Here is a 23,301-nt window from a genome sequence, read left to right as displayed (position 1 = left end):
AGTTATTGAAACACCCTTTAAAGGGGGTAATTTATGAGTAATATAATACGACGAGACCCGCGTATTGAACGCATTATTCGAAATCGCCTGCACCCAATGCATGCTAATTTTGCGACTGGACTAGTACGTGGCCCTACAGGATTAATTCGGAAAAACCCTCATCAGGTCGGCTTTATTGGTCCTAATGGAATAAAACGTATTGATCGCAGTGCCACTGGTGTTTCTGCCGCTCAATTTGCTAGCCGCAGTCAAACTAAAGGTGCAGAACAACAAGAAGTGCGTAAGCCATTTGTTGTTGAAGAGCCTGCATTTTATATTACCGTTGTTTTAGATTTAGTCGGTGGCCGCTTAACCAGTCATGATAAAGATATACTCGGCCAGGCCCATTTATTAGCTACCGAATCTGATGAAACTGCGTCTAATGAAAAAGGTGCTGTACTTGCTATTGCTTTTGGTGAGCTAAAAGACGACAGTCTGAAATTTGCAGGTATTGATCGCCTATTACATTTTGCTGACGAAGAATTCCAACTATTTAACCCCGAATTAAAATTAACAGCTTTAACCGCTGTTGAAGTTAGTTATCAACCTAAACATTGGTTATTGCCTGATAGCATTCATGGTGGAGGCGACTTAGGTCGGCGCTTAGCTGCTCGGTTAAATGAGCGCCCTGCTACTCAAGTTTGGAAATTTGAGCAAGATAAAATCACTTGTCGTGCAAGTGGTGGCACTCAAGATATCGAGCGATCAATTCCAAGAATTATGCTGCTGGCTGAAGAAGTCGCCTACCCAGTAATGGAAACTGAGCACCAGGCAACGCCTCTCGAATTACCAGAGATTCCAGCAGTACTTACACAAATGGAAGACCTGGGTCAACAAGCGGTAGACCCAAGTGAAATTCCATTAGGTGAAGCGGAGTTTATTCTTTCTGGTGGTAATGGAGTGACTGACTGGGAGCTATTCCATCAAGCCTCGACCACATTAGGTGCTACAGAAGGTGCAAGCCGTGTAGCTGTAGATAATGGTGATATGCCAAGGTTCCGTCAGGTAGGTGCTACTGGAACTTGGGTTAGCGCACGGGTTTATATTGCCGTGGGTATTTCTGGCGCTATTCAACACTTGCAGGGTATTGGTCAATGCGAAAAAGTGATTGCCATTAACCTAGATAAAGACTGCGATATGATTAAACGAGCTGATTTAAGTATTATTGCTGATAGCTCCGCAGTGCTTGAAGAATTAATTAAGCTGGTTGATGCCAGTAAGCAAGAGGCTACCGCCAATGCAGCCTAATACCCAACAAAAATCTAATAGTAGTCATATTGCTAAAATCACAACGTTGGTTTCCATTGGTTTGCACCCAAAATCACAGCGAGGCCGTAGAGCTGATCAGGATGCAAAAGCTCTGGAATTAGCGTTAAATTTAGCCCCAGAGCAGTTGGAAGTACTCCATGCGGGCAACCCTAAAGAGTCTGTATTGCGCCAGTACTTAGGGATGGGGGTAGATCAATTAACCGTATTGGATCAGCCCCATGAAGCAGATGCTATCCCAGCTCTGATTGACTATTTAACTGAAAATCATGCTGATATTATTTTCACTGGTATTAAAGCTGAGCAAGGTGAATCATCTGGTATGACGCCCTATCTCATTGCCGAACAGCTTAAATTACCCATAGTGCCCAATATTGCAGCGATAAAAAGTATCAATGGTCGTACAGCGGAGATACTACAAGCGCTACCTAGAGGACAACGCCGCTTAATTAAAGTACAAATGCCTTTTGTCGCCAGTATCGATACTGCTGCAGCTGCTCCTCGTCAAAGTGCTTTTGGAAAAGCTAAAAGGGGAGCCATCAATGACGTAGATGCCATCATTAACATTGATGAGGTCCGCGCCAGTTGGAATGCACAACCCGCTAAAAAGCGCCCCAAACGGTTAAAAGTCATGAAAGCCAAAACCGCTGCCGACCGTTTTAAAGCAGCCACTGCCAGTAGTAAAAACGAAGGTGGTAGTGTAATAGAAAACAAATCACCGGCCGAAGCAGCCAAAGCAATTTATGATTTATTAGTGGCAGAGAAGGTAGTTAAGTAATTATTTATTTTTAAGATCCAAATACATCTTATTCAACAAGTGATACTCCTGGGTCATTCTTTTAATTTTTTGAATGGCCTCTTCATAGGCTTCCTTATAATGTCCATCCATGGAAGTACCAGTTACCGCTGTTTGCTTTAATTTTTGTAATAAAGCATTTTTTTCATTCTTTAGCTGTTGAATTTCCTGCTCTTTTCTGCTCATATCCATGGAGTAACGCTCAAAAAGCTGAGCAAGCGCATCGTTGGCCGCTTGATCTTCTTCAACCTCTTCAACAGGAATACCTTTTTCTAGCTTGTTGTTTTTTTCTTCAAGCTTTTCAATTTCCTCTTTATAGTCCAAAATTTCACGCCTCAACTGCTTTATCAGCTTTTGAGATTGTTCCAACAGCTCTTCTAATTCCTTTTGATATATATCATCCTCGCCCTCTCCTAGTTTATCCTTTTTCAGTTTTCCAATCATAGCTTCATTTAATTTAATAATATGTTCTAGATTAGAGATTTGATCCTGATAGCTATTGATCTTTTGATTGGACTGTTGGATTGCCAGCTCTGCATAGGCATTTTCAAGCCCTTCTCCCTGCTCCACTGACTCAGTTTTAGCAGACTGTTCACTAGCTGCTGTAGGAATCTCTATTACTTCTGCTTCTGGCGCTATTGACTTGAAATAATGGATTATTTTTTGATTCAACCGCTCTTGATATTCGGCTTTTTCTAATCTGCCACGAATTGTTTCTAACTCATAATGAATCAAAGATTTACGCAAGCAAATTACATCAGTAATAGACAATTGATTCGCGTTAAAACACGCTAGCTGAACCTTATCAAACTGCTTTTCATATTCAATAAGCATTTCCAGCTGTTCTTTCAGATAGACTTCATAAGTAGGCGCCTTAATACTTAAGGCTTTTTGAAAACCTTTTTGTAACTTCTCAAATAAACTGTTATATCCCTTAGATGACTCCTTATCTCTATCTTCAGGTTCTTTATGTTTTAACGCAGCGGTTTCAATGGTTAATACCTGTTTTCTAAGTGAGTTAATCTGTCGCTTATTAATAGGGTCAATCAACCACTCCTGAGGTACCGTTTCACCACTTTCATCAAGCTCCTCTTGCATATCATCCAAAATTGCTTGTAATGAGCTAATGACTTTGCGGTTATCAAAAAGCTTTTTTTTGATAATGGAAATCCGGTGTTGTTTAATAAGCAACCAAACCAGAACGACTGCAAGTAAGCTTGCAAGAACAGCGTAATTGGCTAATACAACTAAAACAAGCCGATCTGTCATTAGTTACAACCTAAACCACTGTAACAGCTATAGAACCTTTCAAGGGCTATACGTTTAGTGTAGTGGGTTTTTAGGCTCTATCAGCCTCAAAGGGCAATGTATACCCTTCACGAATGATTTTTATGCTTTGTTGTGACTACCAAGGATGGTGGGAATGCAGTTTATGCAGGAGCAATTAACTGCCTTCACACCTCACCCCAATCACCTATTATTTATAGGCTCATGGGGCTTCACTGCTCGACGGCCACCCCTAAAAACCCTACGTTTTGGGTATATAAGCAGCTATTAAGAAATGAAATTACTAAACTACAAACTATATAAAGTAGCGATAAAACAAACACCTACTGTTTCCTGACCCCCAAGCTTCTCACCCTACAAGTACTAACATGCAAAGACGATCAAAAACCAGTCAATAACCCACTATTCGTCAAGCATTAATACGACGAGTGGAAATATTTCGAGACAAGTGGCACAAAGTGACAAATAAAAGAAAGTTATAATGCAGTCAGTTTATATAAACGCGTTGACTATTTAACATGCAACGTAATGTGTACATAACTGGTGCGTAACTTTTTTACTAAAGGCTTCATATTAAGTACTTTCTCCCCCTTAGGGGGCAAAGTTACTTCCCCCCTTTGAAAAAGGGGGGCTAGGGGGGATTTTATTTGATCATAAGTAGACGGTCAGCTTGTTTAAAGTACTTTGAATTGGCTGAATGAAATCCCCCTCAATCCCCCTTTTTCAAAGGGGGAGGTTAGATTGTGCCATTATTTCAATCCTCTTTCCCTCCGAGGTCACTAGCTACTACTTAGTGACCGGTAGCTTATAAAAGTGTTAACCGGGGCAGGAAAACGGTGGAAAAAGTTAGATAAGGGGTCGTTTAAAACGTGATCAAAAAAACAACAGGTTTTACCTTAATTGAGTTAATGGTAACCATTGCCGTGTTAGCCATTATCGCGGGTATTGGCATACCTTCAATGAGTAATTTCATTGACAACAACCGTATGAACTCAGCAAAGGACCGATTAGCCGCCGCTATTAGTCTTGCCCGCTCCGATGCCATCACCAACAACACCATAACCTTTATTTGTGGCTTGAAAACAGCAGACGCTAGTGAATGCAGCGACACAGGTGAATGGAAATTCGGCTGGATGGTATTTTCAGATAAGAATGGCAACAATAAATACGACAAAAAGACTGATAAAGATGAAGGAGAGCTCGTTAGAGTAGATCGGTTATCCGACAACAGCATTCAATACGCTATTCATCAAGAAGCAGCAGCAAAAACAGTCAAAGCCATTTATTATCGCCCTAATGGACTGGCTGGTGCAAAAATAGGAAGTGATAGTGCTTTATTAGCCAAGTCACTCACTATTTCCATTTGTAAAAGCAGTTTTAAAACCGCCCTGTCACTAGGCATGATCGGCTCTGCCATGACTAAAAAAGATCAAGCAAAAGATTGCGTCGAAGAGAAAAAGAACTAATGAATAAAAAACTAAAATTTTCCCAGCAAGGGGTTGGGATGATTGAAGTGCTAATCACACTGCTAGTGATGACCATTGGTTTATTAGGCATTGCCGGTTTAATGCTATACGGCATTAAAACCAGTCACTCTAATTATTTCCGCACCCAAGCGATGATGGCCACTCAAGACTTAATTGGTCGTATGCGAGCTAATACCCAAGGTGTTTGGGATGGTAATTATGAACTTAAAAAAACGACAACAGTTTCAGATAAAACAGATACATGTTCAGGAGAAGATAAAAGTTGCACCCCTGCTCAGTTAGCTAAATGGGATTTAGCTCAATGGTCAGGCTTGGTAGGTATGGCAAATGGACAAAGAGGCATTTCAACCATTGGCTTACCGAATGCCAGTGCCACTGTTGCAAAAGACGATAAAGACAAGGGTAGATATACGATTACTGTTACCTGGAAAGATATTCAGGCAAAAGAAGGTGGTGAGCCAGATAAATATGAAACAATCGTGGATTTTTGTCGAAATACTGTAAAAGACGATAAACATAACAGCTGCATTTAAGAGCATTAAATAATGAGATATACGTTTACCAAGCAACAGGGCTTTACCCTGATAGAGTTAATGATTGCATTAACTCTAGGATTGTTTTTAAGTGGTGCAGCACTAATGATGTATGTTGCTAATAAAAATACCTATGGCACCATCGTAGATAATAGTCACCTACAGGAAAATGCCCGTTATGCACAAAAATTTATTCAAGAAAGCATCATGCGAGCAGGCTGGAGAGTAATTACAGCTAGTGGAGAAATAGAAACTTTTACACCAGGTACAGCAGCAGATTTAAAAGACCCAGGTTGGAAAGTAGATCAATTTATTACGGCCATTAATAATCATAAAGGTGGTAGCGGTGAAGAACCTATAGAAGATAGTGATATTCTCTTTACTCGCTATTATGGCAGCTCAACTGATCAAACAATGCAAGACTGTTCAGGTACTGCACATGCAAATAGCCAAGTAGTAACTGAAATACTTTTTGTAAATAAAAAGTTTGAATTAAAGTGCCGTATTGTGGTTGATAATGCCATTGAAAAAACTATCACGTTAATCAGTGGCGTAGAAAATTTACAGCTGTTATTTGGCGCCGATACTGATAAAAGCCAAGACTACATTGCCAATAGTTATATGAACGCGGCCGATGTAACCAGTAAAAAACTATGGGAAAAAATTGTGTCTGTACGCATTGGCTTATTAGTTACATCGGGTATATTTAGCAGTAACGCTAATAATAAGGACAAAGAAGGTAAAAAAAATAAATACACGATTTTTGATCAAGCAAATATAGCTATAAGCGATTCAAAGCTTTATGGCCAAGTATTCAATAGTACTGTTTCTGTTCGCAACCCACTTCGATAAGACACCCAATATGAAAAAGCAAAACAAACAACAAGGGGTGGCGCTAGTATATTGTCTGATAATTATGCTAGTGCTAACCATTATAGGCGTAAGTATTACCAGTACCTTAACCAGCAGTACTAAATTAATTGCCAATCAACAAGATAATCAAATAGCATTAGAAGCAGCAGAAGTTGCCTTAATGGATGCAGAACAGTGGTTATTCAGTAAAGATAATCCAGAACACTCACCCATAGGAACTGAACAGACTGATGATTTAAAAGTATGGCTTAGAGATAATAAAAACACTCTTTGGAAAAAAGAAGAGTACTGGGAAAAAGCTAAAGAAATAACAAACTACACTACAATGAACGACGATCAAGGAAAGCCAAAATACATAATAGAATATTATGGTAATAACAGTAGTAGTAGTGCTGCGCCGGGTGATTCGAAATCTCGTGGTCAACCAAAAGTATTTTATCGAGTATCCGCTATGGGAAATGGCCCAGGAAAAAGTACCGCTTATTTACAAACGATTATCATGAAAAATGTAGAATAAGGTATTATGTTGTAGCTATGAGTAAAATTAATTTTAAAATAACGCTTATATCTTCTATTGTTTCTGCCTCTGTGCTTCAAACTTCATTAAGTTGGGGAGCAAGCTTAGATATAGCCAATAAACCATTATTTATTTCAGCATCCGAAGCGCCCCTTGTAATGATGGTAATGGGGCGTGACCACAAACTTTATTATGAAGCTTATAATGATGCCAGTGATCTAAATAACGATGGTAACTTAGATACTACCTATAAACCCAATGAAATGGACTACTTTGGTTATTTTAATTCCAGTCTTTGCTATGATTACAATCAAGATGAAGAAAGATTTGAACCTGTTGCTACAACTGTAACTAAAAATAGAAATGGAATAGAATACAAAAAAACTTGTGACAACAATAAATGGAGCGGTGATTTTTTAAATTATTTAACAACTTCCAGAATTGATGCCTTGCGAAAAGTGTTATATGGGGGGTACCGCTCAGTTGATGAATATGAACTTACAGTACTAAGAAGAAGCTACATACCACAAGACGCTCATAGTTGGGGTAAAGAGTATACCAGCGAAAACCATGATGGTTATCATATTAATGACTACTCCCCTTTACCAACTCCTCCTGCAAATACAAAGCACTTATTTGCCAATACTTCTTTGATTGATTATACAAGGTCTGCAAGACGTGACACTTTAAGGCTAACGCCTGTAGAGCCAGCGATTGGTGGAAGTGTCAGTTTACCTCTTTTACGTGTCGTGCCTAGTACTGATATTCGTATTTGGGAGTGGGTATCAAAAGAAAGGCCCGTGGCAGATACAGACACATCAGTTAAAGATCCAAATAAACCTTACTATAGAAATGGGAGATTAGCAGGTTACCATAATAAAACATTTGGACAGCAAGGTGGTACAGTTATAACTGGCCCAACTGCAAATAATATTTACGATTTTGCAGTACAAGTGAAGGTATGTGATAAGGCCTTCCCCTCTGAAGATTGTAAAATATATGCTGGAAATAGAAAGGATGAAGATGACAACTTAGTATCTGTTTATAAACCAGTGGGGGTATTACAGGAGTACGGCGAAAATGAAAAAATGCGTTTTGGTTTGTTTTCTGGCTCATATAATAAAAATACATCTGGTGGTGTATTAAGAAAAGCTATCCGGAATTTTAAAGATGAAGTGGACCTTAGTACAGGAATTTTTACAAATATAAATGGTATTGTTAGTACTATTGACAAGTTTAGAGTTTTTGGCTTAGGTGGGGCGAGAGATTATTACACAAAAGAAGATAATGGTTATCGTTGTAAAGAAGATAAAACCATCTATAGAAAAGATCATAATGGAAATTATATAAAAGATATAAATGGAAGAAAAATAATCGAAGAGTACAATTATTATGGAGACTTTTTTAATACTTATAATAATGAGCTACGGCCATTACAAGATGGTAAGTGTGTAGACTGGGGTAACCCAATTGCAGAAATGATGTATGAAGTTGTCCGCTATTTTTCAAACACAGGAAATCCTTCTCCAGCCTTTACCTTTAACAATAATGGAAGTATTGACGAAGCTTTAGGTTTAAATATTGCGCTATGGAATCAACCTTATAAAACTGCTGGTAATAGGGCTGGCTACAATGTGTGTGCTAAACCAGTACAGTTGGTGATTAGTGATATAAACCCATCCTACGATTCTGACCAAATTCCTAGTTCGATATTTAGCAATAATATTGTTACAGCAACCAACGATCTTATTGGGTTTAATGTTAATGCTTTAGCACAAGATATATGGGATAAGGAAAGAGAAAACTTACCTTCATCTAATGTTTTTATAGGACAATCAGCTTTAAGAAATGCTGCAGATGAAAGTACAGATCCACTTGATTTAACTATAGAAGAAGGTAACAAGAAGCCAGTCGTACATTATAATGGTGCCCCAACAGCCAAGCCTATCTCTTCTTTTGGTAATATTAGAGGACTAGCACCGGAAGACCCTAATAGACAAGGAAGTTACCTTTCAGCTGCAGTAGCACTCTATGGAAGAAGCAATAAAATCAGTTCTGGAAGGTATATGATTCAAGAAGGGGTTGATGGCCCCAATAACCTAGAAAACACAGGAGAGGAAATGCTAACTTATTCGGTAGCATTGGCTTCTCCTCTCCCCAAAATTAAAATACCAGTTGGCGGTAGTACGGTTACGTTAGTACCTTTTGCTAAAACAGCTAATGGCACCTTTGGGGAACACAAACCTACCAACCAAATTGTTGATTTCTATGTAGAAGAAATTAACAAAGATGATAATTCGGGTTCTTTCAGAATTAATTTTGAAGATGTGGAACAAGGTAATGACCATGACATGGATGCAATCGTGCGGTACGAATACCAAGTTTTGGGTGGTAATAGAGTAGAAATTACCTTGCGCTCAGAATATGCAGGTGGCGGTGCACAACAACATATTGGTTACGTAATTACTGGCACAACTAAAGATGGTATTTATTTAGAGGTAAGAGATAAAGACACCCCTTATAGGTCTGCGCAAAATGCTGGAGATTATGCTCTAAATACTCCACCAAGCAAATGGGCTGATGGAACCGTCACAGGTAAAAGGGCTTGGCATGAGTATTTGGATGGTAGTGGAACGGAAGGAAGTCAAAAACTACCTTATGAAACAAGCAGAATATTTACTGCAGGTGGAAATAATGGTAATGCAGTTCAGCTGGAAAACCCATTATGGTACGCTGCTAAATGGGGTGGCTTTATAGAAGAGCCAGAAGAAAAAAACAATATACTCGATCAACAAAGTGAGTGGGATAGTGATGGTGATAATACTCCAGATAGTTACTTCCTCGTCACTAATGCCAGTAAATTAAAAGATCAATTAAGAAAAGCCTTCCATAAAATATCACAAAGTACTGGCTCTGCCAGCGGGGTTTCTGCTAATAGTACCGCATTAAAATCAGATACTCTCGTTTACAGCGCTAAATTCGACTCAAAGAGCTGGACGGGTGAAATAACAGCCTCTAAGTTTAATGATACTAAAAATGGTTTTATTGAAGTGTGGAATGCATCTGAAAAAATTGATACACAATCATATGACTTAGGAAGAGAAATCCTCACCTTTAATCCATCATTTGGGTTAAAAGGTCGGGGAGCAGAATTTAGCTGGGATAGCATTAGTGCAGTCCAAAGAATCCTTTTAACTAATACAGCCCCTGATGCAGTTGCAGATAAAAATGAGTGGGCTAAAAATTTAATTGATTATATTAGAGGGCGTAAAAACTTACCTAACTTTCGTCGTAGAACCAGTGTATTAGGTGATATAGCCAACTCAACCCCCCAATACTCTGGAAAACCACCACAGTATTACCCTACTTACTGGGATAGTTCTACACCAGAAGGTAAACCTGGTAGTGAAACTTACAGTCAATTTACCCGTGACAAAAAAAATAGAACTCCTATTCTGGCAGTAGGCGCTAATGATGGTATGCTGCATATTTTAAAAGCAGATAGCTCAGCAAGCGGTGGTAAAGAGTTGCTGGCTTATGTGCCAAGCAAAGTTTATAAAAACCTACATAAATTAGCAGATAACCAATACACCAGTACCGACAGCCATACTTACTTTGTTAATGGTACCCCTACTATTGCTAGCGCCTTTTATGACAGTAAATGGCACACAATATTAGTAGGTACGTTAGGTGCTGGTGGCCAAGGGTTATTTGCTTTGGATATTACTGACCCCACTAGATTTAATGAAGCCAATGCCGGCAACATCGCTCTATGGGAATTTAACGATGATACTAATGAACAAAGTAGTGATTTAGGCTATACATTCAGTAATGTAGAAATTGGCCGATATAACAACGGGCATTGGGCAGCCGTTTTTGGTAATGGTTATAACAGCACTGAAAATGATGGCAATGTGGGGTCAGGTAATGCAGTACTGTATATTTTAGATATAAAAACAGGTGATGTATTAAAGAAAATAGATACTAATGTTGGGCCAGCTCAAGACCCTCAAGGGCTTTATCGCCCTAATGGGCTCTCTTCGCCAATAGGTGCAGATATTGATGGCGACTTTATTGTTGACTATGTATTTGCTGGTGACCTGTATGGTAATTTATGGGCGTTTGATGTTAGTTCTACTGATAAAAATAGCTGGTCTGTACTGGGTGGTGAGCCTATTTTTAAAGCCACTAGGAATGGCAATCTAAGCCCTATTACAGTGAAGCCAAATCTAACAAGAAGACCAAACACCAATAAAAAAAGTGATTTAATGATATTTTTTGGTACTGGTAAATATTTTGAAAAAGGCGATAAAAATATTGAAAATAACTCAACCCAAACTTTTTATGGTTTAAGATTTGATCCAACTGACCCAAAAATTATTCCCTCAAATAGAAGCACTTTATTACAACAGAAGATTATTTTCGAACGGAATAATTTAAGGTATCGAACTAACCATAAAATCTGTTGGGATAAACCCTGCGAAGGAAAAACAACTCCTGCAAAGGGTCATGACGGTTGGTATATGGATTTAGTCGATACTGGAGGGGGCCTATCAGATGATAATGAATTAGTAGCAGGTGCTAATACAGATAATCTAGGTGAAAGGGTAACAACGCAAGGAGTATTGTATGCTACCAGTGTCTATTTTAACACTATGCTACCTAGTGAATCTGTTTGTGGTATTGGCGGCTCTGGTTGGAAAATGGCCTTGAATCAGGAAAATGGCGGTTACATTAAAGATCAACCAGCTTATGACTATAATGGCGATGGTTCATTTGATGGAAAAGATGCTCTCAATGGTCATATGCCGGGAGGATCTAAGTTAGATGGTATTGGGTCATCACCAAATTTCATGGGAGGAAAAACAACAACAAGAAAATCTAATGACGATGAAGATATTGATGACGTTCCTCCTTTTATGGGACAAGAAGGCCGTAAAAGCTGGAAGCAATTAAAAACACAATAAGGTGTAGTATTAATGCAAAAACGCAGTCAAGGTTTTACCTTAGTTGAACTGATGATTGTGGTAGTAATAGTCGCTATTTTAGCGGCTATTGCTATCCCGTCTTATCAACAATATGTAATCAACAGCCGTCGAGCAGAAGCGCAAAGTGCATTAATGCAATTTGCTCAGGCAATGGAACGGCACTATGCTAAAAAATATTCTTATAAAGGATTAGCTGTAAGTGATGGGGATACTGGCGTGCCAGCAGATATTTTTCCAAGTCGAGCACCGTTGGAAGGCGCCACTAAGTACTATAATTTAACAATTTCTGCAGCAACTGAAAATACTTATACCCTTGGAGCTGTGCCAATAGCTGGTACAGCACAAGCTGGGAATGGAGCATTAACCATTACATCTTCTAGTGATACCTGTTGGTATAAAGACCAAGATAGCATACCCGACGATAAGAGTGGGTGTATACGCTGGAAAGGCTAACTACAACTTACAAATATAAAGAAGCCGCTTTTAGCGGCTTTTTTATTGCCTGTTTTATAGTCAGATATTACTTTTAGTTACATTCAATTACAAAATACAGCTTTACTTTTAAACAACATAAATACAACAAACACCGTCTATTTAAAATCAATCTATCCTAATATAAAATGGTCTTGTAAATGTTTTATATTTACAGGAAACATATTGATTAATTTTCAAACAAATTTAATTAGGTTAACTGAATATTATTTGTTCTATTTTAGAGCATGCTATCAATATACGATACTTTTAGTGCTATCTAGTAATACTTTTATAGTAGAGAGTAATCTCTTTTGTGAATATGTCAAAATCGCTGACTTGTTTATAAACTATATGCTGACAATAACTGCCCTCTATATGTAGCTAAAATCGTCTATCATATAGATAAATATAAGGAAAGCCACCTTGAAAGGGTTGCTATTTTAAAGTCTACTTTGAACTCATGAGTGCAATGAAACAAAAAGGTGAGCAAATTTCTTATAAATAGTAGAGGGCTTAAATGATGAGTTATATAGAGAAGGATTTAACTGCAGAGGATTGCTTAAAAATTCAGCAAACCATTATACAGTGGTGGAACTCTACAGAAATTGATTTTTGTAGCATATGTGGACCTGATAGCAACGATCCTGATGTTTATAAAACCCCTTGTGGTGCTTTAGAAGTTGAGGAAAGCTGGATAGAAGATGAAGAAAATAACTCTTGGTTGCTTCAACTTAATACTGGAATGATAGAGATTACGGTTTATATCTTTTACTTTGAAGGAAAAGTTTATCCAATTAAAAGTGAATATGGAAAGGCAACTGTTTATGAGCCATTATCATATGGCAATGATATTGAAAGAAGTAAGGTTGAGAAAGCGGTGTTTTTCGCTTCTCAGGCTTTAGGTTGGATGATTAAGTTTTAAAGATTATTTTATTAATGGCTTAGGGATTAAATATGAACTATATATTCGAAGATTTGACAGCAGATGATTGCTTGATGATACAACAAACTATTGTGGATTATTTGAATGAAACTGAGGAAAAAAATTTAACAGCTGATGGGGTTAATCCACGAATAACCTATCAATATAAAACTCCTTTTGGTGAAATAAATAAGGGAAATTATTGGATGGTTGATAGAACGAATAACTCTTGGTTTGTTCAAGTGAATTCAGGAATGCTAGAAATTACTACTTTTATATTATTCTTTAACGGAGTGATATATCCAATAAGAAGCCTTTATCTTGATGCAGGCACATTAGAGTCTCTCTCGTATATAAAAGATCCAGTTGAAAGAGAAGTAGTAGAGGAAATAGTTATCGACTGTGTCAGTGAACTGGGATATACGATGGATTTCAATGGAGATTGCTAATGAATTATACATTTGAAAAAGCTAAAGAAATAATTTCAACAAGAAGTATAGAAGTAAAAGCTGGTAAAGCTGATCCATTTTCTATAAATGAATTAATGGATATAGTCAAAAATACTTCTGGAGAAATTATAGATAAATCTGGTGTCGAAGGTAAACCTTATTTGCTTTATAGCGGGGGTATGCCTAATGGTGATAAGGCATTTAGTGTTATGTATGCACTAAAAGAATCTAATGAAGCATTAGTTCTTAGCCAAAGTCATGTTGGAGAATTAGCAAACGATCCAGTAATTAGTATGGCTATTGACCAAGCTGTTAAAAAAGAATTTTTTTAATGATCCAAATATAAAAAAGAAAGACTTAAATGAAAAACAACTGAATGATATGAAAGAAAGGAAGAAAATTGTTCGGTATGGTACAGATCTAACGAATACCAGAAAAATAAATAACAGCCTTTTTGACGTAGCATGTGCAAAATTTGTATCGGCTGCTGATGGGAACTTCACATTAGTATTTCCAGAATTACCAAAAGCTGAAAGTGTATTTTCTATTGCAGAATTACCTGCGTTACTAGAAAGTGGTAAGAATAGGGACTTCAAAGTAGACGGAGTCTCCATCAAAGAACTGATGCAATTAGCGGATTCTAATGGTGTAGAAGCAGTTAAAAAGGCAGTTACTGCAAACTCTATAGCTATATATGGCGCATCAGGACTATTTACTAATGTGACTGCGAGCAGTAATCATTATAGTCCCAATTATGATGACAAACATATCCAAAACTGGAAAGAAATAACTGAAAAAATAAACTCTGCAGAGAGCCATCTTATTATAAAAAATATCGATGGGGTAGATGTAGTTGTACCTGATGAAAAAATTTCTATATGGAACAAAGAGCAAATAAAGCATTATCAAGAATTTTTGGATAAAGCATCCCCTGATGTTAGAAAAATTATCGATGGACATTGGGAGTCACTTAAACAAGCTGGCTTTAAGTATGGCGGTAAGGTGCTTAAGGGCCTTGGCTTAGTGGGAGCATTAGCTATCACTGGGGTAGTAGCTGCGGATGTTGCTCACGCACTAGAGGCTGGAGATAACGAAAAAGCACGCCAAATAATGGAGCAGTTTGCTATCGAAACTGCTGGCTCTGAGGTTGGGTTTAAGATTGGCGCCCTGTTTGGTGGACTAGTGGCAGCTGTAGCAGGGCTTACTGCCCCTTGGGCTATTGCGGTTATAGGACTGTGTGGTTTAGTTGGCGGCTCATTAGGGGCCGAATATGCTGTTGAATTTCATGAGTGGTTAAATGATTTAAGTGATGAATATAAAGCTGATGTAGTGAAGAGGTATTCTGAACTGCTATTTGGCTCAGATTATTCGAAGGTTCCAGAGACTGATATAGCGTCATTAACGTTTGAAACTATAGGAAATAAAATCCAGTTAATAAAACCAGATACTAAGGAAGTAATAGCTAAAGCGATGAATAGTGAAGCTTGGCGATATGCTCTGGTCAAGTTAAATCCTTTTGTCGTAGAAGGAGCAGATTACACAAAACATAATGAAGATGGAGTTTTGGACTTATACGACCCAGAAACTGACTCTGGAAATCTGACAAGAGAATGGGTCAAAATTAGAGCCAGATTCTTGGTGATGAATAGCCTTTATATAAAGTCAGGCGATACAGATGGTGTTCTCGACTTTGCATTACTTGGTGGTTTCACCCATGTTGGTGGTGATTGGCATTTCGTTGACAATATGGGGGAAAAGAAATACGAACTAACGCTGGACGGTTTAGATGTAGGCCTAAAACCTACTCGTGAGTTTTATTTTGGTGGGCAGAATAATGACTCATATTCTGGAGGAGACGGAAATGATTACCTGTTTGGAAGTGCAGGTAATGACACGCTGACAGGTAGAAAAGGAAAAGACTATCTTGAAGGTGGAGAAGGTAATGACGAATTAGATGGCGGTGAAGATAGTGATAAGTTAGTTGGAGGAAAAGGTAATGACTCTCTAAAAGGCGGCAAAGGCAATGATATATTAGTTGGCGGTAAAGGCAACGATATCTATAGCTTTGAAGCAGAAAATGGCCACGACACCATCATTGACACAGAAGGCAATAACGAACTTCATATCAACGGTAAAGTAATCACCCAACTCACCGCCCTCAACGAAGAAAAATCTATCTACCAGGATGAGTATGAAAACACCTACTTAATGGATGGTGGTCTTGTTGTCGTCAAAGTAAAAGACGGCGGCACGATTACGATTAAGGATTTTGATAAGGAACGGTTTGGGATTGAGCTGAAGGACTATGAGCGGTTTGAGCCAGAACCTATCCCAGATGACCACAATGTAGTGGATAATTATGAGCGTAAAGTGGGTGAAGAGACTAAAACAGTTCATGATACCCTAGAAGAACGAGCAGATAGTGAGTTGAGTTGGTTAAATGATAAGCCGATGGTGTATAACGGTGATCTTTATAATAAATCCAGAATGGATCACGATGAGTATAAACACAGAGAACGACACACTCATTTAGTTGAAGCTAATTTTGGTTTTCAAGGAACAAATTTTAGTGATGAATTACGCAGTGATAATTTTTCTGAAAATTTACATGCTCATGAGGGAGATGACATCGTTTATGGTAATGGAGGTATGGATGGCATTACAGGCGGCCCTGGTAGTGACTATATTATTGGTGGGACAGAAAGTGATTATATCTGGGCTAGTAGTGCAACAAGTTTAAGTGGTGATAATCCTGGCGATGAAGTTACTGATACCAATTATATAGAAGGTAATCAAGGCCAAGATTATATTAATGGCGGCATCGGAAGCGATACAATTCTGGGGGGAGAAGGTAGAGACTTACTTTATGGTGCTGCAGGAAATGACATAATATTTGGTGGTGATGGGGATAACAGCTGGATTTTCGGAGACTCAGTATTTGAAATGACTTTTCCAGCTGAAACAAAAATCGAAATGAATCACATATTTATTTCTGGTATAGCTAGAAAATCATAAAGTGACATAGTCGATTCGCTCAATAAACAGGCTGTATCTGAGGGTAGAGGCATTCTATTTATGCCACATTATAGATTTCCAGCTATACCAAGCCATCCATGACTTATGATGATCTACTTGTAGGAGGAAAAGATGAGGATCATATTCTCGGTGAAATAGGTAGTGACACCATTATAGGCGGCGCAGGAGATGATCATCTTCTTGGAGACAGGCCATATACAAAAGAGTTTGCAAAAAAATATTTTCGAAAAGAAAAAGAGAGTGAGCTATGGCAATTAAATAAAAATTTGCACGGCAATGATATTTTAATGGGGAATGAAGGGAATGATCAGATTGTGGGTAATGGCGGCGATGACCGGCTTTATGGTGGCGAAGATGATGACCGTTTATTTGGTGATAATGCTAAATTTAAAGGTCAAAGTGAAGTCACTGGCGAATTATCAGGAAACGACTACCTAAATGGTGGTACAGGAAATGACTATTTATGGGGTGGCGGCGGTAATGATACGTTAGAAGGAGGTTTAGGAAAAGACTACCTTGATGGTGGTTTAGGTGATGATACCTATATTTACCACCGAAATGATGGCATGGACACCATCAAAGATTTAAAAGGTATCAATACCATTCAATTAAAAAGCTTATTACCCAGCGATGTTTCAATTCTTTATCACAGTGATGAGCAAGATCAAGAAGGCGATTACCTAGAAGTTGTACTAAATGAAAAAAATGATAATTTAGAAATTGAAGGGATATTTATCTATGCCTTTGAGAAAGGCACATTAAATTTAAAACCTGGAACAGAAAATATTCATATAGAATTTGCCGATGGTAGTCGTGTACCGCTGACAGAATTAGCAAAACAAATTCATAACGGTAGTGATGGTGATGACACAATAGCAGGTGATCATGCCAATAACAGTCTCACTGGTGGTAAAGGCAATGATCAGCTACACGGTAATGATGGGAATGACCAACTGGATGGTGAAGAAGGCAATGATGAGATCTATGGTGGTCTAGGTAAAGATTTGATTTCTGGTGGTGAGGGGAATGACCAACTATACGGTGGTGAAGGGAATGATAAGCTGCAGGGCGGAATGGGCAATGACCACTTGTTTGGTGGTGCTGGGGATGATGAGCTAAAAGGAGGGTATGGCAACAATATTCTAGATGGCGGTGCTGGCAATGATACTTTGTTCAGCTGGTTTAGTTCGATTTATCAGTTTGGCAAAAATGATGGCCAAGATGTCATTACAGGCGGTTTGGGGATTACCATCCAATTTAAAGAAGGGGTATTACCAGAAAATGTATCCTTTGCCATAAAAGGGGATGACTTAACTTTCTCATTAGCAGATAGTGATGATTCTATTACCATTAAAAACTTTACATCTAATGCTAAAAAATTGGAAAAAATAGAGTTTGCTGATGGAACCTCATGGTCACTTGATGATATTACCCCGCAATTATACCAGGCCACTGATGAAAAGGATTTAATTACTGGGACAGACCTTGATGAACAATTAAAAGGACTAGCGGGTAATGACACACTACTAGGCAAGGGCGGCAATGATACCTTAGAAGGAAACCAAGGAAATGATCACCTTTATGGTCATGAAGGCAATGATAAATTGTATGGCAATGAAGGCGATGACAAACTGTATGGTAAAGAAGGTGATGATGAGCTGTATGGTGGTGATGGCAATGACAAGCTGCACGATAATGAAGGGAATAATGAACTGTATGGCGGTGATGGTAATGATGAACTTTACGGTGGTAAAGGGGATGATCTATTAGAGGGTGGTGATGGTAATGACCGCTTAGAAGGCTACCAGGGAAATGATACTTATATTGTAGGTAGAAATAGTGGTCAAGATACGATTTATCTTGAGGATGAATATGGAAAGCGCGATACAAAAATACTTCGCTTTAAAGAGGGGATCAGCCAGGAAGATATTATTGTTGAGCGCGGCAAAAAAAATAATAAAAACAACAATAACCTGTTAGTGAAAATTAAAGATACAGACACGGTTGTGACTGTTATTGATTATTTTCAAGAGTGGAAAGTACACTCTTATCGCCACTGGAGTGATAACCGGCTGATTGTTGAAAATGAGTTTCGTGACAGTCGTTTTGACCGTATTGAATTTGCAGATGGCAGTCATTGGACTGTTGATGACGTATTTTCTAAGATTTCGCAAGCAACAGATGGTGATGATGTCATCACGGGTGAAGACACAGATGATATTATTAAAGGCTTAGCTGGTAATGATACCTTATCAGGCAAAGCAGGCAATGACACATTCGAGGGCGGACCTGGTAATGATACCATCGATGGTGGAACAGGCAAAAATACCTATATTTTTGGTAAAGGAGATGGTCAAGATATAATTACTTTTTCTGATCGAGGAAATGAGCCCTCTTTACAGACTATTCAGTTTAAAGAAGGTATTTCTGCTGATGATATTGAAATTTGGCAATCTGATAGTGCTGAAATCACTATTAAAATAAAAAATACAACAGATCAAATAGTTCTTAAAGGTGAATTAGACGATAAAAAGGCTATTGTCTTTACTGATGGCCAAAAATGGGACCATGAGGAAGTTCTAAAACAATTGAGAATCGGTTATGACCATGATCAACGTATTACTGGCTCCGATGAAGATGAAACGTTTGATGGCAAAGCCGGCAATGATATTTTAGATGGTCGAAAAGGCCGTAATATATTTTTATTTGGCCGAGGTGATGGGCAGGATGAAATTCACAGCCGTCACTTCGAGCAGGATGACGCCCATAATATTATTCGTTTTAAAGAGGGAATTACGCCAGATGATGTGATTGTAGAGCGACGTTATTCCGAAACGATGGGGTTGGTTGATATGGAATATTATGACCTCTTGTTAAAGTTAAAAGGTAGTGATGATCAACTACGTTTACAGAGCTTCTTTATGGGTGGAAACCGCATGCTTGATAAAGCTGAGTTTGCTGATGGCACTGAGTGGTCTTCTGATGAAATAAAGCAAATGGTTCTACAAGGCAGTCCTAATAATGATCATTTGGAAGGCTATTATGATAGTAATGACAAAATTAATGGATTTACTGGTCATGATAATCTAAAAGGATTTTCTGGTGACGATGTGTTAGATGGTGGTGCAGGTAATGACAGCCTTATTGGAGGTGAGGGTAGTGACACCTATATATTTGGCCGAGGATATGGGCGGGATATAATTAGTGCTAATTCCAGTGGTGATAGTGTTGAAACGCTGCAATTTAAAGAAGGTGTTGCAGAGAGTGATTTAGCATTTTGGCAACAAGAAAACGACCTCTTTATTGGCATTAAAAACACACAAGATCGAGTGCAAATTAACCGGTTTTTTGTAAACGATTCTAATAAAATCGATCTTATTAAGTTTGCCGATGGCTCTACCCTTAGCCTTGATGATGTAGACCAGTTTATAAAGCCTAGTGATAAAAATAATGTGTTGTATGGTGATCGTGGCAATAACGAAATTGATGGCTTAGGTGGTGATGATGAAATCTACGGCGGCGAAGGCTCTGACACCTTGAAAGGCGGTGACGGAAATGACACCTTACATGCAGCTGATTCCTATCACGACCGCGCACCAAACACTTTAATTGGAGGTAAAGGCAATGACACTTTATACGGCTCTTATGGTGAAGAAACCTATATTTATAATTTAGGTGATGGTCAAGACCGGATTATCGAAACCAGTCGTAACCAAGTGTTTGGTGGTTTACCAACCTCAGACGACAAATTGGTATTTGGCGAAGGGGTTAGTGCTACTGACCTGTCGTTTATTCGTGAAGGCTATGATTTAGCGGTTTACCATAAAAATGGCTCAGATCAAATTACCATCCAGGATTGGTTTGTGCGCTATGGTGGTAATGCTCCTGCTTACTTCACTATTAAAAGCTTTGAGTTTGCTGATGGCTCTACGTTGTCTGACAGCCAGGTAGAGTCACAATTGACGACAGAGCGTCCCAAGCCTACGCGTATATTAAGCAATTCACCTAAATCAGAAACCTTTACTGGCCAAACCGGCAATGACACCTACCAATTTACGGCAGGTGACGGCCAAGACACCATTAACAACACCACTCCTACCCCCGATACGGATAATGATGTACTTAAGTTGTCAGGTATTACCAAGGATAAACTCTGGTTTAAAAAAGAAGGTGATAATTTAGCCGTTGATGTACTGGGCTCTGATGACCAAATTACCATTAGTGATTGGTTTGCTGAGGAAAGTGCTCAACTGGATGCCATTGAAACCGAAAGCTTTGTATTAAGCCGTGCCAAAGTAGACAGTTTAGTGCAAGCGATGGCTGCGTTTAATGATTATGAAACCGCTGATGGCAATATGGTGGCAGAGGTACACACTAGCCTAACGCCAACATTAACAGCCGCTTGGCAGGCTAAGTAATCTTATAGAATGAAACAGGGTATAAAGTTAGTCTTTTTACCCTGTTTAGGGTTTGTATTACCCTATTAATTGGTATAAACAGGGTAATGTTGTCGCTTAATTACCCTATTTCCCTTTCAAAGTAGGAAGAGATATTGACCTGTGAAATATTTACTCGATACCTGCATAGTGTCTGAATACTTAAAGAAGAATCCTAATAAAAAGGTAATTGAATGGTTGGATGAGCAGGAAGAAAGTTATTTATTTATAAGTTGTTTAACAATTGCAGAGTTAAAAAAAGGGTTCTATAAACTTTGCGAAAAAGACCCTATTCAACTTGGCTCTAAAGCCGAAAAAATTGCTTTATGGCTGGAACGAATCGAAAAACGTTTTCAAAACCGGGTTCTACCTTTAAACAATGGTACCTTGCATAACTGGGCTAAGCTCAATGGTCAATCAGAAGCCAACAGTAAAAAGTTACCTGTTGTGGATAGTTTTCTTGTAGCAACCGCATTAACCCATAACTTGATTGCTGTTACATACAATGAAGCTGACTTTAAGCTTTATAGTAAACAACTAGAAATTTTAAAACCTAATTAAATATTAAACAGCCTACACAAAACTTATACTTAATATAGAAATTCTGTCGACTTATCCCTCCAATGCAGCCACCACCGCTTGTGGGTTATAACCACTGATGGTTTTGCCTTTAACCAAAAACACGGGGACTCCCTTGCCACCTAGTTGCTTATATTGATGGAGGCCTTCTGTGGACTTTTCAATATCGTACTCTGTGTAGGGTATATTGTACTTTTCTAAAAATGATCTGGCTTTTTTGCAGTAACCACACCAGCTAGTGGCATATAGCACGACATCTTCTTTATTGATGGCAGAAAAGTCGGGTGGTGGGTTTAGAAACAGGCTTATTTCTTGTCGGTTTTGAAACAAAATAATAATAGCGATGACTAACAGCCACTTTTTCATATCTTTTCTCAAGGCAGCTTTTTAGGGACGTGCACGTTCCTTAGCCAATATACAACAAAACCTGGGCTATGTTATATAGCTCAGGCCTAATTCAGTTGATTGTTGTACTTTTTATGTGATCTCAATTAAACATCTTTTCCAAGTAAGGCTGTGCTTCAGCTAGCACTTTTTGATAAGAAGGCCTTTCTGATACACGTTTATAATAAGCTTTTATGCCTTCAAACTGCTCAAATGGATAGATTTTTTGGGCATAAAATAAAGCAGGCACTGCAGAGCAATCAGCCATTGTAAAGTCATCACCTTTTGCAAAAGTGGTTTCGCTATATTGTTTGTTCATGTAGTGATACATAATATCTAATTGCTCTTTTGCTTTGGCTTGCTTTTCAGGGTCTTGCTTTTCGGCTGGCTTCATACTTTCAAAGAATAAAGTAGCAATATTGTCATTCAGATAATTATCTTGAACTCTATCGATAAACCTAACCTGCCTGGCTGTATCTTTGTCATCAGGAATAAGTTTGGTGCCAGTAGTAAAGTGAGTATCTAGGTATTCTATTATTATGGTTGATTCTGGAATCATATGATCATCATCACACATCAATAGGGGTATTTTCCCCAGTGGATATATTTCTTTGTATTCCTTTTTGCTTGTTTCATCCATTAAGTTGACTATATGGGGAGTAAATTCAACCTCTTTTTCATAAAAGGCCATCAGCACTTTTTGTGAATATGTTGATAGCGGATGATAGTATAGTTTCATTTTTATTATTCCTTTTCTTTCATTTTTTATGATTTTATTTTTGTAGCAAACTTAAATAGTCTTCCAAATGATCAAGCTGTTGATTCCAGAAACTTTCATAAAAACCTAACCATCGATGAGCTTCCTGCAAGGTTAATGGATTAAGTGTACAAATTTGCTCACGCCCCCTCTTTTTTCTGGTAATCAAGCCTGCTCGCTCAAGCACTCCTATATGTTTAGCTACCGCAGGAAAACTGATATCAAAAGGTGATGCCAAGTCTCTAATGCTATAACTCCCTTCACATAGCGTTTGCAATAGCTGGCGCCGGGTTTCATCAGCTAGCGCTTTGAATATGAGATCTAGTGATATAGGTTGAGGTGTTTGCATATTATCCAGTATAGATGTTGTGCTCAGATATTAAACCGGCTGGTTTAATATTTTATCACCAAGCTTGAAAGTTCTACTTATGTTTAGCGTTCAAACCATAAGGATAAATACCTATATTGACCTGCTTGC

18 protein-coding genes are annotated in these 23,301 nt (G+C 38.3%); 14 read left to right on the top strand and 4 right to left on the bottom strand.

Features of this window, described 5'->3' with window-relative positions:
* Positions 1 to 33: 33 nt before the first annotated feature.
* Together etfA and etfB are read left to right on the top strand one after the other, a co-directional pair.
* Entirely contained in the window at positions 34 to 1,287 is a 1,254-nt protein-coding gene (etfA, locus tag ORQ98_RS19160; protein WP_274690425.1) for an electron transfer flavoprotein subunit alpha, read from the top strand.
* Positions 1,277 to 2,083 (top strand): electron transfer flavoprotein subunit beta, encoded by an 807-nt coding sequence (etfB, locus tag ORQ98_RS19155; protein WP_274690424.1) that lies wholly within the window; start codon positions 1,277 to 1,279, stop codon positions 2,081 to 2,083. Before etfA ends, etfB begins: the two co-directional genes overlap by 11 nt.
* Here the strand turns inward: etfB and ORQ98_RS19150 are convergent, their stop codons facing one another.
* The gene (locus tag ORQ98_RS19150) at positions 2,084 to 3,370 is read right to left on the bottom strand and encodes a hypothetical protein (protein ID WP_274690423.1); all 1,287 of its coding nucleotides are present in this window, start codon (positions 3,368 to 3,370) and stop codon (positions 2,084 to 2,086) included. It abuts the gene before it with no gap.
* An 887-nt stretch (positions 3,371 to 4,257) separates the two neighbouring features.
* On the opposite strand from ORQ98_RS19150, the gene ORQ98_RS19145 reads away from it, so the two are divergent.
* The 12 genes from ORQ98_RS19145 to ORQ98_RS19090 all read left to right on the top strand — a co-directional run bounded on the left by ORQ98_RS19145 (position 4,258) and on the right by ORQ98_RS19090 (position 21,664).
* Positions 4,258 to 4,854 (top strand): GspH/FimT family pseudopilin, encoded by a 597-nt coding sequence (locus ORQ98_RS19145; RefSeq protein WP_274690422.1) that lies wholly within the window; start codon positions 4,258 to 4,260, stop codon positions 4,852 to 4,854.
* Positions 4,854 to 5,408 carry a type IV pilus modification protein PilV gene (gene pilV, locus ORQ98_RS19140; RefSeq protein ID WP_274690421.1) on the top strand — a complete coding sequence of 185 codons (555 nt, stop codon included), beginning with the start codon at positions 4,854 to 4,856 and terminating at the stop codon, positions 5,406 to 5,408. Before ORQ98_RS19145 ends, pilV begins: the two co-directional genes overlap by 1 nt.
* Positions 5,409 to 5,420: 12 nt before the next feature.
* A complete protein-coding gene (locus ORQ98_RS19135) occupies positions 5,421 to 6,260 on the top strand; it encodes a PilW family protein (protein ID WP_274690420.1) in 840 nt (279 codons plus the stop codon).
* A gap of 10 nt (positions 6,261 to 6,270) precedes the next feature.
* Positions 6,271 to 6,798, top strand: a complete 528-nt coding sequence (locus ORQ98_RS19130) for a pilus assembly PilX family protein (protein ID WP_274690419.1) — start codon at positions 6,271 to 6,273, stop codon at positions 6,796 to 6,798.
* 17 nt (positions 6,799 to 6,815) lie between these two features.
* Positions 6,816 to 11,765 carry a pilus assembly protein gene (locus tag ORQ98_RS19125; RefSeq protein WP_274690418.1) on the top strand — a complete coding sequence of 1,650 codons (4,950 nt, stop codon included), beginning with the start codon at positions 6,816 to 6,818 and terminating at the stop codon, positions 11,763 to 11,765.
* A gap of 12 nt (positions 11,766 to 11,777) precedes the next feature.
* Positions 11,778 to 12,239: a type IV pilin protein gene (locus ORQ98_RS19120; protein WP_274690417.1), complete on the top strand. Its 462-nt coding sequence runs from the start codon at positions 11,778 to 11,780 to the stop codon at positions 12,237 to 12,239.
* Between the two features lie 538 nt (positions 12,240 to 12,777).
* The gene (locus ORQ98_RS19115) at positions 12,778 to 13,182 is read left to right on the top strand and encodes a hypothetical protein (RefSeq protein ID WP_274690416.1); all 405 of its coding nucleotides are present in this window, start codon (positions 12,778 to 12,780) and stop codon (positions 13,180 to 13,182) included.
* A gap of 32 nt (positions 13,183 to 13,214) precedes the next feature.
* The gene (locus tag ORQ98_RS19110; protein WP_274690415.1) at positions 13,215 to 13,631 is read left to right on the top strand and encodes a hypothetical protein; all 417 of its coding nucleotides are present in this window, start codon (positions 13,215 to 13,217) and stop codon (positions 13,629 to 13,631) included.
* Positions 13,631 to 13,963, top strand: coding sequence for a hypothetical protein (locus ORQ98_RS19105; protein WP_274690414.1), 333 nt, complete (start codon positions 13,631 to 13,633; stop codon positions 13,961 to 13,963). The genes ORQ98_RS19110 and ORQ98_RS19105 overlap by 1 nt, the downstream gene beginning before the upstream one ends.
* Positions 13,932 to 16,646: a calcium-binding protein gene (locus ORQ98_RS19100; RefSeq protein ID WP_274690413.1), complete on the top strand. Its 2,715-nt coding sequence runs from the start codon at positions 13,932 to 13,934 to the stop codon at positions 16,644 to 16,646. Before ORQ98_RS19105 ends, ORQ98_RS19100 begins: the two co-directional genes overlap by 32 nt.
* Positions 16,647 to 16,744: 98 nt before the next feature.
* Positions 16,745 to 21,085, top strand: coding sequence for a calcium-binding protein (locus ORQ98_RS19095; protein WP_274690412.1), 4,341 nt, complete (start codon positions 16,745 to 16,747; stop codon positions 21,083 to 21,085).
* A gap of 141 nt (positions 21,086 to 21,226) precedes the next feature.
* A complete protein-coding gene (locus tag ORQ98_RS19090; protein ID WP_274690411.1) occupies positions 21,227 to 21,664 on the top strand; it encodes a type II toxin-antitoxin system VapC family toxin in 438 nt (145 codons plus the stop codon).
* Positions 21,665 to 21,715: 51 nt separating this feature from the next.
* Here the strand turns inward: ORQ98_RS19090 and ORQ98_RS19085 are convergent, their stop codons facing one another.
* The 3 genes from ORQ98_RS19085 to ORQ98_RS19075 all read right to left on the bottom strand — a co-directional run bounded on the left by ORQ98_RS19085 (position 21,716) and on the right by ORQ98_RS19075 (position 23,172).
* On the bottom strand, positions 21,716 to 22,048 hold the full coding sequence (locus ORQ98_RS19085; RefSeq protein WP_274690410.1) for a glutaredoxin family protein: 333 nt from the start codon (positions 22,046 to 22,048) through the stop codon (positions 21,716 to 21,718).
* A gap of 121 nt (positions 22,049 to 22,169) precedes the next feature.
* Complete coding sequence (locus ORQ98_RS19080) at positions 22,170 to 22,805, bottom strand: glutathione S-transferase family protein (RefSeq protein WP_274690409.1); 636 nt, start codon at positions 22,803 to 22,805, stop codon at positions 22,170 to 22,172.
* Between the two features lie 34 nt (positions 22,806 to 22,839).
* Positions 22,840 to 23,172 (bottom strand): ArsR/SmtB family transcription factor, encoded by a 333-nt coding sequence (locus ORQ98_RS19075; RefSeq protein ID WP_274690408.1) that lies wholly within the window; start codon positions 23,170 to 23,172, stop codon positions 22,840 to 22,842.
* Between the last annotated feature and the right edge of the window lie 129 nt (positions 23,173 to 23,301).

The organism is Spartinivicinus poritis (assembly GCF_028858535.1).
Taxonomy (GTDB): domain Bacteria; phylum Pseudomonadota; class Gammaproteobacteria; order Pseudomonadales; family Zooshikellaceae; genus Spartinivicinus; species Spartinivicinus poritis.
Note: the sequence above shows the minus strand (reverse complement) of the source record. Positions and strands in the feature narration are given on the sequence as shown.

Excerpts from the sequence above, each read along its gene's own strand:
- etfA (WP_274690425.1), top strand. The coding sequence starts at position 34 with ATGAGTAATATAATACGACGAGACCCGCGTATTGAACGCATTATTCGA.
- etfB (WP_274690424.1), top strand. The coding sequence starts at position 1,277 with ATGCAGCCTAATACCCAACAAAAATCTAATAGTAGTCATATTGCTAAA.
- ORQ98_RS19150 (WP_274690423.1), bottom strand. The coding sequence starts at position 3,370 with ATGACAGATCGGCTTGTTTTAGTTGTATTAGCCAATTACGCTGTTCTT.
- pilV (WP_274690421.1), top strand. The coding sequence starts at position 4,854 with ATGAATAAAAAACTAAAATTTTCCCAGCAAGGGGTTGGGATGATTGAA.
- ORQ98_RS19135 (WP_274690420.1), top strand. The coding sequence starts at position 5,421 with ATGAGATATACGTTTACCAAGCAACAGGGCTTTACCCTGATAGAGTTA.
- ORQ98_RS19130 (WP_274690419.1), top strand. The coding sequence starts at position 6,271 with ATGAAAAAGCAAAACAAACAACAAGGGGTGGCGCTAGTATATTGTCTG.
- ORQ98_RS19125 (WP_274690418.1), top strand. The coding sequence starts at position 6,816 with ATGAGTAAAATTAATTTTAAAATAACGCTTATATCTTCTATTGTTTCT.
- ORQ98_RS19120 (WP_274690417.1), top strand. The coding sequence starts at position 11,778 with ATGCAAAAACGCAGTCAAGGTTTTACCTTAGTTGAACTGATGATTGTG.
- ORQ98_RS19115 (WP_274690416.1), top strand. The coding sequence starts at position 12,778 with ATGATGAGTTATATAGAGAAGGATTTAACTGCAGAGGATTGCTTAAAA.
- ORQ98_RS19110 (WP_274690415.1), top strand. The coding sequence starts at position 13,215 with ATGAACTATATATTCGAAGATTTGACAGCAGATGATTGCTTGATGATA.
- ORQ98_RS19105 (WP_274690414.1), top strand. The coding sequence starts at position 13,631 with ATGAATTATACATTTGAAAAAGCTAAAGAAATAATTTCAACAAGAAGT.
- ORQ98_RS19095 (WP_274690412.1), top strand. The coding sequence starts at position 16,745 with ATGACTTATGATGATCTACTTGTAGGAGGAAAAGATGAGGATCATATT.
- ORQ98_RS19085 (WP_274690410.1), bottom strand. The coding sequence starts at position 22,048 with ATGAAAAAGTGGCTGTTAGTCATCGCTATTATTATTTTGTTTCAAAAC.
- ORQ98_RS19080 (WP_274690409.1), bottom strand. The coding sequence starts at position 22,805 with ATGAAACTATACTATCATCCGCTATCAACATATTCACAAAAAGTGCTG.
- ORQ98_RS19075 (WP_274690408.1), bottom strand. The coding sequence starts at position 23,172 with ATGCAAACACCTCAACCTATATCACTAGATCTCATATTCAAAGCGCTA.